The organism is Methylobacterium sp. E-046 (assembly GCF_022829625.1).
GTDB lineage: Bacteria > Pseudomonadota > Alphaproteobacteria > Rhizobiales > Beijerinckiaceae > Methylobacterium > Methylobacterium longum.
Genome location: NZ_JAKSYP010000277.1, coordinates 1 through 13748, shown reverse-complemented (window position 1 = coordinate 13748; position 13748 = coordinate 1). Strand labels below are relative to the sequence as shown.

Below are 13748 nucleotides of genomic sequence, written 5' to 3'. Positions count from 1 at the left end.
TCATGTCCGAGCGCCGTTCCCTGATCGCACCGGGGCCGCCGCGGCCGGGGCACCCTTCGGGGCGTCCTGGCCGGATGCAGGGCAGACCGCCCCGGCCGGCATGACGCCGGCACCGGCCCGTTCGAGTTGTCCGGTGACCGAGGCGATGAGCTCGTCCCAGCTCGCCTCGAACGAGGCGACGGCCTTGGCCTCCAGCGTGGTGGCGACGTCCGCCATGTCGATGCCGAGCCGCTCCAGTTCGTTGAGGATGGCCTGGGCCGCGCCGGCGGGCGCATGGATCGTGTCCGGCCGGATACGGCCATGGTCCGCTACGGCGCGAAGCGTCGGCTGCGCCATGGTGTTGACCGTCTCGGGCCCGGCGAGCTCGACGACGTAACGGGTGTCGTCGAGGGCCTTGTCCTTCACCCCGGTGGATGCCCACAGAAGGCGTTGGGGCCGTGCTCCCTTCAGGGCGTGCCAGCGCGCGGAGGCGACGCTGTCATCCCACACCCCGTATGCGAGGCGGGCGTTGGCGATGGCCGCCTGGCCACGGACGCGGTCGCGTTCGACGGCATTGCCTGCCCCCTCCGCCAGCCGGCGGTCCACCTCGATGTCGACGCGGCTGAGGAAGAACGAGGCGACGCTCTCCACCCCAACGAGGCTTTCGCCGGCGGCCGCCCGACGTTCGAGTCCAGTGAGGAACCCGTCGAGCACCGCCTCGTAGCGGGCCACCGAGAAAATCAGGGTCACGTTGACCGAGATGCCCTCCGCCAGGCAGGTCGAGATGGCGGGCAGCCCGGCATCTGTCGCGGGGATCTTGATATAGAGGTTCGGTCTGTCGACCAGCCACCACAGGCCGCGCGCCTCGGCCACAGTGCGCTCGGTATCGCCCGAGATGCGCGGATCGACCTCGATGGATACCCGGCCGTCGCGGCCGCCGGTACGGTCGTAGACCGGACGGAGGACGTCGCAGGCGGTCCGGACGTCCCAGGCGGTCAGCAGCCGAACCGTCTCGCCGATGGCGGTCCCACGCAGCGCCAGGTCGCGCACGTGGCCGTCGTAGCCCTCGCCGGCCCCGATGGCCTTGGCGAAAATGGTCGGGTTGGTGGTGATGCCGATGACACCATCGCGCTCAACAGCTTCCGCAAGGGCGCCGGACTCGATCATGGGCCGGCTGAGGTCATCCAACCAAATGGCGACGCCGGCCGCTGCGAGGTCATGGAGGGGATCGGTCATCAGTTCTTTCCGTCAGGACGGATGGGTGGGAGCCGTCCCCCGTGGGCCGGCGTCGGCCGTGCCGACGAACCCCCGTGGGTGACCGTCGGGTACCGGTTCAGCCGCCGACGTCACCGTGGAAGGTCGCGAAGGACGACAGCACCTTCTCGGCGATGGCGTCGTCGACCGCGACGGAAACCCTGACCTTGCCGGCCAGCGCGGGTTCGCCCTCATTCCCGGCCTTCAGGTGCCCGTCCTCGACATCCGCCCGCGCCGCCTCGGTCCCAGCCGTGTTCTCGTCCGAGGCAGGGCCGACCTGCACCGCGTTCCGATCAAGGCCGTGATCCTGCACGATGTGCTCGACGGCCATCTCCGCATCCCGGCGGGATTTGAAATCGGCTGAGATCGTCCTGGACATGTCGCCTCCGGTTTATTGTCGATGGGTCCGGAAGGACCTCGAAAGAACATTCGGGATCGACTTCCATCGTCTTGGGCAAAGGGCCGGCGCGCGGGACCGTTCCGGTGGCGAACCGTGAATACGGACGCGAGGGTGGAATTCACAATGCAATCCGAAGCTGCATTGACCACCGCGGTTCAAATCGCAGCAAGCACCCACCCTGGGCGTCTGTGACGCCCTGTCCGGAAATCCGCCAGTCAGAGCGCTTCCTCCCTATCCCGCCGATCTGCAGCCCCCTGTCCGTTCCCCGCCCGGCGAAAAAACGGGCCCAGCCTCAGATGAGGCTGGGCTCATCCTGGTTCAGCCCCCTTCGACCCCCGTCCCGCGGGATTCATTCGGACTTGGGAGCGATGGCAGGCGCTTGCGGCTGGGATGGGCCGGGATGCACCGTCATGGCAGGAGGCTGGTCCGATAGCTGCTGACGTGCCTCGGCGAGCTTAGCCTGGGCCGCGGCAAGCTCCTGACGGGTCGTTCCCAGCCGGTCCTCAAGGGCAGCCATCTCCTTGTTGCGGGAGGCCAGCGTCTCGGTCAGGGTCGCCAACTGCGCCTGGGCGTCGGCTTGCCGCTTCTGCAGCGCCTCTACCGCCGAGGCCGCGCCGTCGCGGTCGGAAGCCAGCTTCTGGACAGCCCGCTCAGCCTGGCTCCGTTCCGAGATCACACTGTCCCGCTCGGACTGCGCCTTGGCGAGTTCCTTCTGCGTCGAAGCCAACCCATCCTTGGTTTGCTGCACCTGCTGGCCAGCCTGCGAGACGTCGCTCGCCAGCTTTTCACGATTGGCGGTCAGACCGTCGACGGCCCGCTCCAGTTCGGCCTTCTGCCTCGTCGCCTGCTCAGTCGCGGCGCGGGCATCGGCCAGCTCCTTCTGAGCGGCAGCCGAGCCCTCGCGCGCCTTCTGCTGGCTCTCCTCGGCCTTGGCGAGGTCGGCAGTCTTAGCGGTCGCCTCCTGGGACATGGCGGCGATATCGGACCGCAGCTTTGCCTCCTGCTGGCGCGTCTCCTCCAGCCGGCGCCCGACGTCGGACAGTTCCTTGGTCCTGGCGGTCGCCGCCTGCTCGGCTGCCGTGGTGGCCTCCTTCATAGGGGCGAGCTTCTGCTCAGCCTGGGTGACCTGGGCCTGCAGCCCGGTGAGCTTGGTCGTCTCGGCCTCGGCGGTGGCCTTGGCCTCGCCGGCCTTGCGCTCGGCCTCCTGCTGTTCCGTCGCCAGGCTCGCCGCCTTCGTCTTGGCCTGTTCGCCGGCCTGAGTGATATCCCGCTCCTGCTGCTGGGCCGATGCGATCCTCGCCTGGAGCCCGTCGAGGGTACCCGCCGCCGCCCGCTGCTGATCGAGGTCCGATTGCAGGGAGACCTGCCGCGTCTCCAGGTCCTGGATGCGATGGTCCCGGGCGGTCCTCTGCCGTGCGCCCGCAACGGAGGCAACGACGAGCCAGACCAGGAGCACCACCGCCACGACGGCGAGGCTGAACGGAAGGGGCCTGCGAAGTTCGGAACGGTAGTCGATGGCCATGGCGTTCTCGCGGGCGTTGGAGGGAACGGATCAGATCGACGAGGCAGCCTCGCCAGGCGTCGGTTCGGCACCGGCGGCCCCCGGCTCGGGGGTGGAAACACTCGATGCGAGACCGCCATGACCCGCCCCGACCAGGGAGCCGATCATGACGAGGAGAGCGCGGTGCTCGGGGGATCCGTTCGCCGAGGCGAGGAAATCCGCGATCTCGATGCGTGACGGCCTCCCGCCGGATGGCCCGTTCGGTTCATGGAAGACGTACACGTCGGCAGGGTCGCCGCCGCGGCATAGGTACCAGCGGTCGTCGTTCGACCCGTCATGGATCAGCGTGCGCATGGGTGGCATCGGAGGGTCCGCCATGTCTCGTCCCCGTCCGAGGACCGCTCTCGTCGGAAGCGTAGCCGTGGGCGACGGCCGTTCAGCGACGGCCGTGAACGACCATCGCGAGCAGGTATCCGATGGCTCCGGCCATGGCCGCCAGCACCAGCGGGGACTCCTTCGCATACTGTGCGACGGCATCGCCACCCTGCCGGTAGGCACGCTCGGCCTCGGGGAAGGCGTCGCGGCTCCGGTTGATCGCCTTGTCGGCGAGGTCGCTCGCCTGTCCGGCAACGTCGCGCACGGCGTCCTTGGCCTGTCCGACGAGGTTCTCGGCGGCACCCTTGACCTCGTTAGCCGTACCCTTGGCCTGGGTCTCCCGGTCGCCCGTGACGTCGCCGACGGCGCCCTGAACCTTGCCGCCGAGTTCCTTCTCGGCGCCGGTGATGCGGTTCTCGTCCACTGGTCAATCTCCGTTTGGTTCAAAGTTGAGCCGGCCCGAAGCAAAACACGCTTCGAGCCGATGCGAGGCGCTGACTAATTCTTCGACGCGGCCTTCCTGGGTCGCGCCTTGATCGAGCTTTGGTTGGCATTCTTCGCCCGGTCGTCGGCCTTCGAAGCGTGCTTGGCGGCCTTCTTCTCGTTGCCGTCGTCGAGGTGGCGAGCGGCCTTCTGGTGTGACTTGGCCGCCGCCTTGTGGTGTTCGGCGGCCTTGGCGTGCACGCTTCCGGACATCTGTCCCTCCCGTGACGGGGATTTACGTGCCCCGGTGCAAACGTGTGGCCGGTCGGTTCTGCGGCTTCGATACCAACGGGATCGACCGGGTGGCTTCTCAGGCGGGCATGCCAGCGACCGCGGACGGAAGCCTGCCGTCGGGGGTGTAGCGGTCCACCGCGGAAGGCAGTTCGCGCGAGAGCCTGGACAGAAGGTCGTCGTGCGAGAGGCCGGTCTGCCTCGACAGCTTATCGAGGACGTCAGGACCGATGGCCGATCTCAAATGATCGGGCTTCATCTCGGCGTTCGGCCCGTGGTTGACCCAGGAGTCGGCCGCCTCGCCGTGGCCGTTCTCGCGAAAGCGGTCAACGAGTTGGCCAAGGCCGCCGCTGAGCAGGCCACCGGCACCAGCACCCCCAAGGGCGCCTCCGAGATTACCGAGCAGGCCGCCGAGACCATCCTGTCCCGCGATCCCGCCCTGTCCGGCGGGCGTACCTGCGGTTGCGGGACCACCGTGGCCAGATCCGCCGAGCATCTCTTGGATCTTGTCCCGGTTCTGGAAGCCCGCCACGGCCAACAGGCCGAGCAGCGCGGTCATCGAGGGAAAGCCGTCACTCATCGGGTGTCTCCGTTCCGTTTCAATGAAACCTTTGGGCCGATCAGCAATCGTCGTCGCCGGGCTTCACGACCTTGCCCTCGGGCGGCTTGGCCTCGTTGGTGGCGGGCGTCGCGTTCGAGCCGACGTTGTTCATCGCGCCGACCGTCCCGGGGGATTCTGCCTTGGCACCGGGCGAAACCTTCGCGGTCGTGTCACCGTCGACCTTCGAGGAAGCGTCGGCCGAGCCCACCTGGCCGGTGCTGTTCGTGGTCGTTCCGACCGCACATGGCTTGGCCGAGGCGATGCCGGCGCCAAGGAGCGTTATCGCCGCCGCTACGGACAGGGTGTTGAGGATCTTCATGGGGTTTCCTTCGGGTTAGGATGGGATGCGGACCGGGCAGTCGAGCGACCGCTACCGCGAGGGGGCGGACTGTTCGGAGGCCGTCACGACGTAGTCGGCAATGGCAGCCCGGCAGCCAGGCGAGACCTCCCGGGCGTTCTTGCGGAAGCAGGCGACGACCTCGGGTCCGTTCAGGTCGAGGCCGTTGCAGAAACGGGCGTAGTCGGCCGAACAGAACGGCTTCAGCGATGCCCTTGAACCGGTCTTCTCAAGAGCCTGCGCGCCGAGCGGGACGCATGACGATGCGAGGGCCGCGAATACGACGAGGTGGCGGAGCTTGGTCACGGCGACGGGGCTTTCGCGATAGGTGGACATGGAATCGTACGGAGCCGGGACCGGCTCGAACCGGTCCCGGACTTGAGCGCTTCAGAGCGGCTTGCGCGGGGTGGTTTCCGTGGAGGTGCCGGTGGTGCCGGTACGGCTGACCGTCCCGCGACCGTCCTCGACCTCGACCTCGGTGTGGCGGACCTTGTCGGTCACGGTCTCCACCCGCTGGGCCGCATCCTTGCGGATGCCGACCTCACCAACGACGCGGGCGTTCTTCGACACCACCGCCTGCTCGCGCATCTCCGTCGCCTCGATGACCTTGTCCTCGAACAGCGCCATGTCGCCCGGGGTGACGGCGCGGTCGACGACGCGACGGTCGACGTTCACCGTCTCGTCGTGGAGGGTGACGTTCTCGCTGACATCCTTCTCGACGGCGTAGGACCGAACCCGGACCCGGCCGGCATCGACCATGCGCTTGCCGACGTTGAGGCGCTCCTCGACCACGGGGATGTAATCGGTGCCTGTGGCGGTACCGTGGGCGGCGACGGCCTCGGACGGTGCGGCGGCGTGCAGGCCGGTGTCGCGGGTCGTGGCGGCGTGGTCGGACGACATCGCACCCTCACCGAGCGCTGCGTTGGCAACCGGCGCGGTCCCGGTGGTGGAACCGGTCGCACGACCGTCCCAGCCTTCCTTGCGCCAGGCGGCATCGCGCTCGTCGAGATCGACCGAACCGTGCTCCTCCAGGATATCGGAGGCGGCGTGGACGTGCGCGTCGTCAACCTCGGCGCTCAGCATCGTGCCGCCGCGGTGCAGGCCCTCGCCGTAGGCGTGACGGTCCTCCTCCGGCATGAAGAAGTCCTTGATCGAGCCCCACATGCCTTCGTCGGCCTTGATCGCGGTTCCGGCCGCGCCGGCCTGGGTGCCGGAGATGAGCTTGATGGCACCGGCGGGAATGCCGAGGCCGACGAGCTTGCCCTGGGCGGCGACCGCCTCGGGATGAGTGTCGTACATGGCGGTGATGGTCTGGGTCATGATGTCGGCTCCTGTGACGGGTGCATGGCGGCCTGTTCCGTGACGTGCCCCTCGGGGGACACGCGTTCGATCACGGCGTGCTGCCTGCGCAGCGTCACCGGCATCTCGACGTCCTCGTCCGCCGTGGTCCGACGGATGTGCACCTCCTCCTTCAGGAAGAGGCGCTTCTCGACGACGAGGATCTCTTCCAGCACCGGGATGATGGTCACCCCGGCCTCCGTCCTGACCACCGGGAGTACCTCGCCCTCGGCGAGGGTCCGGTTGACGGGCACCCGGGTCACGCCGACCATGTCGCTGCGCAGGGTCTCGCGCAGGACCTGGTCGACGGTGTCGGTTCGCGTGCTGACACGGACCCGTTCGGTCTCCAGCGCACGCTTCTCGATGCGCGCGGTCTCCTCGATCAGCGAGAGAACCGCCTCCTCGCCGATGGCGACCTCCGCCGCGGTACCGAAGGGCGTCCCGAGCCCGCGGGGCTCGGTCGCGGCGCGGTCGCCGACGCTCATGCCCGGCGCGGCGTCAGGGTGTTCGGGGCGGTGCGGGTGACGGTCGGATCGACGGCCGAACCACGGCCGGCGAAGAAGGATGCGAGCGCCCCGAAGATCAGCGCGAGGGCTCCGAACAGCGCGCCCTGGGAGACACGGCGCGCGGTGGCGTCGGCAATCTGCTTGGACTGTTCCTTGGCCGAGGTGACGGTCTCCTTGAACTGCTGGGTGTACTGCGCGACCTGGGTCCGGGCCTGCTCGACCGAGATGTTCTGCGCCTTGGAAAGGGCCACGGCGGCCTTCTCCTGGGCAGCGGCCTGCTGTGCTCCGTCACCTGAGACGGCGGCGCGCATGGCGGTCACCGCGGTGTCCTTCAGCGCGGCCGGATCGGACCCGGTGCCGTTGCGGACATTGGACTCGATGTTCGAGAACGGGTCGGTGACCTTGGTCAGCGACGGGGCGGCAGCCTGCGCCAGGGTCGAGGCGGAGCCGCCCATGGCGTTGCCGACCCCGCCGATGGCCGAGGAGGCGGTGCCGAGGGCGCCGCTGACGATGCCGCTGGCAGCCGACGACAGCATGTACAGCACCACGAGCGTCGAGACCGCCCAGGCGAGGAGGCCGTGATAGCCCGCCGTTGAGGTCGACGGCTTGCCGGACAGGCGTCCGGCGAAGTAGCCGCCGGCTACAGCCGCCAGCACGCCGGAGACGACGAACCACAAGCCGGCACCGATGCCGAGCGAACTCGCCGCCGGGGTGCCGTCGCCCATCGGATCGACCGTCGAGAGGCCGATGCCGAGCCCCAGCATATTTAGGATGACCTGCGAGATCAGCGCGACCGTGGCTCCGGCGAGGACCGCACCCCAAGAGACGGAATGCAGCATCATCGTGCGCATGTCCTCGGCCGGAGTGACCATGGTGGTCTGCGGCTGGTCGCGGTCGACGACGGTGCGATCCGTGATCGGACGACTGGGGGATACGGGGGTGGGCTCGGTAACGGTGGCCATGGTGGTATTCCTGAGTTGTGAGGTCGGTAAGCTGGAAGGGCGCGGTGGGTCAGACGACCCGGCGGCCCATGACGATGTGGTAGAGCCACAGCACGATCACGGCGCCGACGATGGCGACGAGCAGGCTGTAGAGGTTGACCCCCGACACGCCGGGCTCGCCGAACTGGTTGAACAGGAACCCGCCGACGACCGCGCCGACGACGCCGAGCAGGATGTCGACGAGCAGGCCCTGGCCGGTGTTGTTGACGATCTTGCTGCCGATGAAGCCGGCGATCAGGCCGAGGACGATCCAGGCGAGGAGAGACATGACGGGCTCCGGTTTTCGGCGTGCGGAAGGGTCCCGACGCATGGCCTGCGCGGGCTGGGGCATGGGTCTCGATGGCCTACGGGGCCGGGGCTAGGTGCGCGCGGGGCGCCGGGGTCGAGTTGGCTTGTCCGTGGTGTGCCGCGCTTCAATCGTCGCGATCTCGGTCGTGGCCTCCGCCTCGACCTTGGTGTCCCCGAAGATCATGCCGATGGCCTGCTTGATCAGGGCACGGGCGTGATCGCTCGACAGAACCTTGCGGCCCTTGCCCATTCGCGGCACCTCTCTGTCCGGCTTAGCCGTCGTCGAGATGCCCGGAACGAGCAGAGCTACACCCACCGAATAATTCTATCGAATCGATGTTCCGCCGATTTACATAAAAGTATTTCAGCTTAGGCCGCTTAGTGTTTTCGACCTGGTTTTCGCGTTGTATTTTTGCCGTAATGCTCAAATGATGTTTTCTCGCCTATGCCGCGTTCCCTGGCCCAGACGACCACGGCGCTTCGTCGGTTGACGCCGATCTTGCGATACAGGCTGGCGACGTGGTTGCGCACGGTGCTCAGCGAGACGCCGAGCGCCTTGGAGATCTCCTCGTCCGTGTCGCCGCGGCAAATGCCCTCCAGCATGTCACCCTCGCGGGTCGTGAGCTTTTCGGCCACCGCCTGCGGCTTGCCCGGCCTGGGCGGGTTGCGCAGCAGGGCGAGTTTCTCGATCACGCCGTGGCTGAACCACGACGCGTCAGCCATGACGGATTCGATGGCCGAGATGAGTTCGGTCTCGGTCCGCTTTCGGGACGAGATGTCCTGCACGGCACAGAGGAGGCCCTCACCGCCGCCGACGGTGACCTTCTCGGCGGAGACGAGGCAGTCGAGGACGTCGCCGTCGCGCGTGCGCAGGCGCCCCTCGAAGGCGCGCACCCTGCCGTAGCGCTGGAGTTCCCGTTTGAAGCGCGTCCGCTCCGCCTCCTCCACCCAGGGCATCGCGGAAGCGCTTTCAGCATCGCCGAAGGTAGAGGCGTAGGCGTCGTTGACGCTGGTCGGCAGGTCGGTGGCCGAGCTGAGGAGGACCGTCGGGATCGGGCTGAGCTCGAACGCCTTGGCGAAGCGCTCCTCGCTGAGACGGAGCTCGGCCTCCGCCTTCCGCCGGTCCTCCAGGTCGGCGAACGTGAACAGCATGCAGCGTTCGCCGCCCGGCATCTCGATGGGATGGCCGGCGACGATGACGTATTTCTCGGCATCGGACGGGACCGAGAGGCACGCCTCCCGCTGCCTGATGGTCGTGCCGGCATGGAGGTGCTCGACCGCGGAGGCGCGATGCTCGCCCTGTCCGAGAAGGTCGACTTCGGTGAATGTCCGGCCGATGACCTGGTCGCGTACGTATCCGGTGAGCTCGACGAAACCCTGGTTGACCTTGACGTAGCGCAGGTCGGAGAGCCGGCAGACCACGGCCGGGGCCGGGTTCGCCCGGAACATGCACTCGAACCGCTCCTCCGCCTCGTAAAGGTCGCTGGCGTCCTGCATCAGAAGCGCGAGGCCGGTCGGTGCACCGGCATCGTTCGTCGTCACCAGTCCCCGCATCCGATGCGTCCATATCCTCGCGGGATCCCGGAAATTGTGGACTTCGACCACCGCGTCGCGAAACGCCTCGCCGGCCAGGATGCGCTCGACCGGATGCTGCAGGGGGCCGACCTCGCGGTGGTTGCGGTAGCGCAGGACGAAGTTGGCCCGGTACTCGGCGACCGTGGCTCCGAGGTCGCCGATCTCGGCGACTCCATGCATCGCGAGGGCGGCGTCGTTGGCGTAGGCGATGGTGTGATCCGGCCCGATCAGGATCACGCCCTCGGCGAGGCCGGCGACGACCTGTGCCAGTTGCCGCTGCTCGAACTGGGTCATGATGGCTCGGCTCGTTCGAAGGGCGTCAGTGGCCGCCTCGCAACCACGCATGGGTGCCAACGTCCCAAACGATGGGTCGGGCAGTACCCCGGACATTGCCGGCCGACATCCTTGCCTTCGTCGGGAAGGTCGTCGCCTCGGCCTGACACGCGTTTCCGGACTTGGACACCCCTGTGATCCGACCCTCGGCTCTCGACCACTTCGGGCTCGGGCATGACGAACGGCCTGACCGCATCCGCCAGGTCCGATAGGAAGAATCCCCCCTTCCGAATGACCCGGTCGGCCTTCCGGGCCAGGCGTCGGTGGTCGTCGGCGGTGCTCAACACTTTCCTGGCCGTCCTCGCGTTGCTGGCGGTCCCGCTCGCCCGGGCCGTCCTGAAGCTCGCTTCCTGCAGTTCCGCATCCTCCGGGGCCTGTTCCGGCGCCTTCCCGCCGCCGCAGGATCTCCGGAAGCGTCGCGAAGCCCGACCCGGAACGGGAAACCCGAGCTTCGAGTTTAGGGCCGCTGACCAAGAGGTCGTCGTTGAAACTATCTCTTCTCGCACTGCTTGGGCTGCTCCTCGTGGCCTGCCCGCACGCCGTCATGGCGCAAGGCGTCCAGAAGGCGCCTGCCGAGACCGTCGAGGTCGAGGAGCCCCGCCCGGGGCCTCCCCCGCCGCTGCCCGATCTCTTCGATCCGAACAGCAAGGCCGGCGAGGCCCTGAACGAGCCCGGCGAGCGATCCGGCATCCCGAAGGCTCTGCGCTCCTCCGGGTCCCGGGCCGGCGGCCCGGCCAACGAACTCAAGCCCGGCGGCCGGGCCGAGGCGCCGGCCCCGCCGAAGGGCGACCTCGGCCAAGTCGTCGCCAGCAAGGAGCTCTTCCACGGAAGCTACTGCGGCAAGGGCCAGCGCGGTGAAGGCCTACCCCCGACCGACGCCCTCGATGCCGTCTGCATGCGCCACGACGCCTGCTACGACACCGCCGGAGACCATTCCTGCGCCTGCAACGCGGCGCTCAAGCGCGAGGCGACCGTCGTCGCGGATGGCTCTACCGCCTCGCTGGAGGTCCGGCGCCGGGCCCTGAGCGTCGTCGCGGCGATCGCCGCCATGGACTGCCGCGCGCCGTAGCCGGCGCGCCGGGCTCGTCAGCTCGGGTAGCTCGGGGCGCCTGCGACCCGCGCCGCCGCCTCGCGGGCCTTGGCATCGGCCGCAGCCTCCGCCTGGTCGGCCGCCTCTACGATGGCGCCGGGGCTCGCACCGTTGTGCAACGCGAGGCGGGCGCGCAGATCGTCGAGCTCCTCCTCCGTCAGGTTCTCGATGCCGATGAAGCGGTTCTGCGCCGCGCTCGCCCTGATGAGCTCGTCGAGCTTGGCCTGGATGGCGGCCCCGTCCCGGTTCTGGGTATTCTGGATCAAGAACACCATCAGGAACGTCACGATGGTCGTGCCGGTGTTGATCACGAGCTGCCAGGTGTCGGAGTACCCGAACAGGGGTCCCGTGACCGCCCAGACGACGATCAGCCCGATGCTGATCGCAAAGGTCGAAGGCCGCCCTGCCGCTCGGGCGACCCGGGAAGAGAATTCGGCGAAACCCTTCGGCGTCCTCACTGCTCTCGCCTCCGTCCGCGAACGCCTCCGGGAGGCCCCCCCGGCTCACGCCGGATACGGCGAACCCGCCTGCACCGTTGCATTACAAGCCCGAGGGCTTCAACGCGTAGGCGTCCAAGGGCTCGGGCCCAGCGTCCGCTCACCACCATTCGGGTTCAATGGGTCCGAGGTCGGCCGAAGGCTTGCCGCAGGCTGTCCGCCCCGTAGGGCTTCTTGATCACCGGCACGTCGCCGAGGTCGGGCGGGACCTGGAAGCTCTCGCCGTACCCTGTCGCGAACGCGAACGGGATGCCGAGCTCGGCCAGGCGCCGCGCCACCGCGACGCTCGTCTCGGACCCGAGGTTCACGTCGAGGAGAGCCCGGTCCGGCGGCGAGACATCGATCAGGCGGAGCGCCTCCCGGACCGAGGCCGCCATGTCGACCGTGTCGGCCCCAAGCGCGGTGAGCGCCTCTTCGGCCTCCAGGGCGATGATCATGTTGTCCTCGACCACCAGCGCCGTCCCGCCGAAGGAAAAGGACGGGACCGCTTCAAACTGTACGGCGCGGACCGCCCGCGGCGGCGCGGCGCGGACGAACGCGGCCGGGATCGAGAACCGCCCGGTCAGGCCGGTCAGCGCGTAGCGAACCTCGGCCTCGCCCTTGAGCTCGTAGGGCACGGAACGCTCGATGATCGTAGAGCCGAACCCGCGTCGGGTCGGGGCCTTAACGGCGGGACCGCCCGTTTCGGCCCAGTGCATAACGAGGCTGTCGAACTCGTCCCGTTCCCAGCGCACGTCGACCCGGCCACCGCTGTCGCTGAGCACCCCATACTTGGCGGAGTTGGTCATCAGCTCGTGCACGACGAGCGCCATCGTGGTGAAGGCTTGCGGTTCGAGCAGGACGTCGAGGACGACGCGGTCGGCCTTGGCGCCGAGGTAGGCCGAGGCTTCGACCGTGAGGAGCTCGGCGAGCGAGCCGGGTCCACAGTTGGCTGAGGTGACCTGGTCGTGGGCCCGGGCGAGCGCCTGGATGCGGTCGCCAACGACGGCAGTGAAGTCCTCCGCCTCGCCAGCGCTGGCCCGGCTCTGGGTGACCACGCCTCGGATCAGGTTGAGGATGTTGCGGACCCGGTGGTTCAACTCGGCGATGAGGAGCTCCTGCCGCTCCTGCGCCTCCTTGCGCTCGCGCTCGGCCGTATCGCTGAGGCGGAGGATGACCTCCAGGAGCGTGACCCTCAGCGCCTCCGCGGTGCGGGCCTCGGCATCCGTCCAGGGGAGCGAGCGGCCGTGCACGACCTCGCGCCACGCCTCGAAGCTCTTGCGTGGGGTTAGGCGGACGCCGTTCGGGCCTCCGCCTATGATGATGACGTCGAACTGAGTGGCCATGGGGCTGTAACTGAGATCGGGCATCGAACTGAACAAGCGGCGTGTCGCTCATGCCTGGCCCACGCATCGAGGCTGCTGCAGGCCCGGTTGCCTCCCGCATCCGCTATAACCGTCAGGTCACGAGCGAGCATCCGCTGGCCACAGATGAAGGTTCGGAAGCGACGTAACTGTGACATCTGACTCGCTCCGCGCCGATGTCCGCTTCGGAGATGTCGGCAGATGCCCCTGAATGGCTGAATTGGGCGCAAAGTGGAAAGTCCGGTTCTGTGCGCGCTGAGGACCCGGCGTGACGTGGACTAGCCGAACGCCGCTGGTCCGCTTCCGGACTAGAAACCTGAAAAGCGGACGTCGCTGCGCTGCCAGATCGCGTCTCCTCTCAGACTCTCTTGATGATCATTTGGCGGTACTCTCAAACCACGCGTTGCGTCGTCGCAGACTCAGCTAGACGGTGTGGATGCTGTCACGCTTTACGAAGGATGTCTTTCACCGCCGCCTAGAGCGTTTTCGGTTTAATCTGGGTCGTATCCTGCCGCGGCGAAGAAGTTAGCGCACTCGTCTGGGGTGACAGTGTCGATGAGCTGTCCGATGGCCGACCATAGCCCTTCAACGGTGCGCTCGGCGGCCCTGCGCAGCA

Annotated in this window: 18 protein-coding genes and 1 pseudogene; 1 reads left to right on the top strand and 18 read right to left on the bottom strand. The window is 68.1% G+C overall.

Annotated elements, in window-relative coordinates:
• The 15 genes from tal to MKK82_RS29850 form a co-directional block, all read right to left on the bottom strand.
• Positions 1-1215 (bottom strand): transaldolase, encoded by a 1215-nt coding sequence (gene tal / locus MKK82_RS29920; protein ID WP_243987715.1) that lies wholly within the window; start codon positions 1213-1215, stop codon positions 1-3.
• Between the two features lie 97 nt (positions 1216-1312).
• Positions 1313-1612 carry a hypothetical protein gene (locus tag MKK82_RS29915; protein WP_243953213.1) on the bottom strand — a complete coding sequence of 100 codons (300 nt, stop codon included), beginning with the start codon at positions 1610-1612 and terminating at the stop codon, positions 1313-1315.
• A 370-nt stretch (positions 1613-1982) separates the two neighbouring features.
• Positions 1983-3155: a chromosome partitioning protein ParA gene (locus tag MKK82_RS29910; RefSeq protein WP_243987713.1), complete on the bottom strand. Its 1173-nt coding sequence runs from the start codon at positions 3153-3155 to the stop codon at positions 1983-1985.
• 30 nt (positions 3156-3185) lie between these two features.
• Positions 3186-3488 carry a hypothetical protein gene (locus tag MKK82_RS29905; protein WP_243987712.1) on the bottom strand — a complete coding sequence of 101 codons (303 nt, stop codon included), beginning with the start codon at positions 3486-3488 and terminating at the stop codon, positions 3186-3188.
• An 82-nt stretch (positions 3489-3570) separates the two neighbouring features.
• A complete protein-coding gene (locus MKK82_RS29900; RefSeq protein WP_243987710.1) occupies positions 3571-3933 on the bottom strand; it encodes a CsbD family protein in 363 nt (120 codons plus the stop codon).
• A 74-nt stretch (positions 3934-4007) separates the two neighbouring features.
• Positions 4008-4205 carry a hypothetical protein gene (locus tag MKK82_RS29895; RefSeq protein ID WP_243987709.1) on the bottom strand — a complete coding sequence of 66 codons (198 nt, stop codon included), beginning with the start codon at positions 4203-4205 and terminating at the stop codon, positions 4008-4010.
• Between the two features lie 97 nt (positions 4206-4302).
• Positions 4303-4803, bottom strand: a complete 501-nt coding sequence (locus MKK82_RS29890) for a YidB family protein (protein ID WP_243987708.1) — start codon at positions 4801-4803, stop codon at positions 4303-4305.
• Positions 4804-4843: 40 nt separating this feature from the next.
• Entirely contained in the window at positions 4844-5143 is a 300-nt protein-coding gene (locus tag MKK82_RS29885; RefSeq protein WP_243928201.1) for a hypothetical protein, read from the bottom strand.
• A 51-nt stretch (positions 5144-5194) separates the two neighbouring features.
• Positions 5195-5497, bottom strand: coding sequence for a hypothetical protein (locus MKK82_RS29880; RefSeq protein ID WP_192710947.1), 303 nt, complete (start codon positions 5495-5497; stop codon positions 5195-5197).
• A 51-nt stretch (positions 5498-5548) separates the two neighbouring features.
• Positions 5549-6481: a YsnF/AvaK domain-containing protein gene (locus MKK82_RS29875; RefSeq protein ID WP_243987707.1), complete on the bottom strand. Its 933-nt coding sequence runs from the start codon at positions 6479-6481 to the stop codon at positions 5549-5551.
• The gene (locus MKK82_RS29870; protein ID WP_243987706.1) at positions 6478-6984 is read right to left on the bottom strand and encodes a YsnF/AvaK domain-containing protein; all 507 of its coding nucleotides are present in this window, start codon (positions 6982-6984) and stop codon (positions 6478-6480) included. Before MKK82_RS29870 ends, MKK82_RS29875 begins: the two co-directional genes overlap by 4 nt.
• On the bottom strand, positions 6981-7967 hold the full coding sequence (locus MKK82_RS29865; protein ID WP_243987705.1) for a PhnA-like protein: 987 nt from the start codon (positions 7965-7967) through the stop codon (positions 6981-6983). Before MKK82_RS29865 ends, MKK82_RS29870 begins: the two co-directional genes overlap by 4 nt.
• A gap of 49 nt (positions 7968-8016) precedes the next feature.
• The gene (locus tag MKK82_RS29860; RefSeq protein ID WP_243987704.1) at positions 8017-8274 is read right to left on the bottom strand and encodes a GlsB/YeaQ/YmgE family stress response membrane protein; all 258 of its coding nucleotides are present in this window, start codon (positions 8272-8274) and stop codon (positions 8017-8019) included.
• 90 nt (positions 8275-8364) lie between these two features.
• On the bottom strand, positions 8365-8544 hold the full coding sequence (locus MKK82_RS29855; protein ID WP_243928206.1) for a hypothetical protein: 180 nt from the start codon (positions 8542-8544) through the stop codon (positions 8365-8367).
• A 128-nt stretch (positions 8545-8672) separates the two neighbouring features.
• On the bottom strand, positions 8673-10163 hold the full coding sequence (locus MKK82_RS29850; RefSeq protein WP_243987703.1) for a PAS domain S-box protein: 1491 nt from the start codon (positions 10161-10163) through the stop codon (positions 8673-8675).
• 523 nt (positions 10164-10686) lie between these two features.
• Here MKK82_RS29850 and MKK82_RS29845 point away from each other — a divergent pair.
• Positions 10687-11271 (top strand): phospholipase A2 family protein, encoded by a 585-nt coding sequence (locus MKK82_RS29845; protein WP_243987702.1) that lies wholly within the window; start codon positions 10687-10689, stop codon positions 11269-11271.
• A gap of 17 nt (positions 11272-11288) precedes the next feature.
• Here the strand turns inward: MKK82_RS29845 and MKK82_RS29840 are convergent, their stop codons facing one another.
• From MKK82_RS29840 to MKK82_RS29830, 3 genes and pseudogenes are all read right to left on the bottom strand, one after another.
• Entirely contained in the window at positions 11289-11750 is a 462-nt protein-coding gene (locus MKK82_RS29840) for a low affinity iron permease family protein (protein WP_243987701.1), read from the bottom strand.
• 155 nt (positions 11751-11905) lie between these two features.
• On the bottom strand, positions 11906-13138 hold the full coding sequence (locus MKK82_RS29835) for an HWE histidine kinase domain-containing protein (protein WP_243987700.1): 1233 nt from the start codon (positions 13136-13138) through the stop codon (positions 11906-11908).
• A gap of 485 nt (positions 13139-13623) precedes the next feature.
• A pseudogene (locus MKK82_RS29830) lies at positions 13624-13748 on the bottom strand (IS630 family transposase); the annotation flags it as partial.

What these genes read in the sequence shown, in the direction of transcription:
- MKK82_RS29855 (WP_243928206.1), bottom strand. Translation starts at nt 8,544, where the DNA reads ATGGGCAAGGGCCGCAAGGTTCTGTCGAGCGATCACGCCCGTGCCCTG.
- MKK82_RS29895 (WP_243987709.1), bottom strand. Translation starts at nt 4,205, where the DNA reads ATGTCCGGAAGCGTGCACGCCAAGGCCGCCGAACACCACAAGGCGGCG.
- MKK82_RS29915 (WP_243953213.1), bottom strand. Translation starts at nt 1,612, where the DNA reads ATGTCCAGGACGATCTCAGCCGATTTCAAATCCCGCCGGGATGCGGAG.
- MKK82_RS29865 (WP_243987705.1), bottom strand. Translation starts at nt 7,967, where the DNA reads ATGGCCACCGTTACCGAGCCCACCCCCGTATCCCCCAGTCGTCCGATC.
- MKK82_RS29890 (WP_243987708.1), bottom strand. Translation starts at nt 4,803, where the DNA reads ATGAGTGACGGCTTTCCCTCGATGACCGCGCTGCTCGGCCTGTTGGCC.
- tal (WP_243987715.1), bottom strand. Translation starts at nt 1,215, where the DNA reads ATGACCGATCCCCTCCATGACCTCGCAGCGGCCGGCGTCGCCATTTGG.
- MKK82_RS29910 (WP_243987713.1), bottom strand. Translation starts at nt 3,155, where the DNA reads ATGGCCATCGACTACCGTTCCGAACTTCGCAGGCCCCTTCCGTTCAGC.
- MKK82_RS29870 (WP_243987706.1), bottom strand. Translation starts at nt 6,984, where the DNA reads ATGAGCGTCGGCGACCGCGCCGCGACCGAGCCCCGCGGGCTCGGGACG.
- MKK82_RS29875 (WP_243987707.1), bottom strand. Translation starts at nt 6,481, where the DNA reads ATGACCCAGACCATCACCGCCATGTACGACACTCATCCCGAGGCGGTC.
- MKK82_RS29860 (WP_243987704.1), bottom strand. Translation starts at nt 8,274, where the DNA reads ATGTCTCTCCTCGCCTGGATCGTCCTCGGCCTGATCGCCGGCTTCATC.
- MKK82_RS29880 (WP_192710947.1), bottom strand. Translation starts at nt 5,497, where the DNA reads ATGTCCACCTATCGCGAAAGCCCCGTCGCCGTGACCAAGCTCCGCCAC.
- MKK82_RS29885 (WP_243928201.1), bottom strand. Translation starts at nt 5,143, where the DNA reads ATGAAGATCCTCAACACCCTGTCCGTAGCGGCGGCGATAACGCTCCTT.
- MKK82_RS29850 (WP_243987703.1), bottom strand. Translation starts at nt 10,163, where the DNA reads ATGACCCAGTTCGAGCAGCGGCAACTGGCACAGGTCGTCGCCGGCCTC.
- MKK82_RS29835 (WP_243987700.1), bottom strand. Translation starts at nt 13,138, where the DNA reads ATGCCCGATCTCAGTTACAGCCCCATGGCCACTCAGTTCGACGTCATC.
- MKK82_RS29905 (WP_243987712.1), bottom strand. Translation starts at nt 3,488, where the DNA reads ATGCGCACGCTGATCCATGACGGGTCGAACGACGACCGCTGGTACCTA.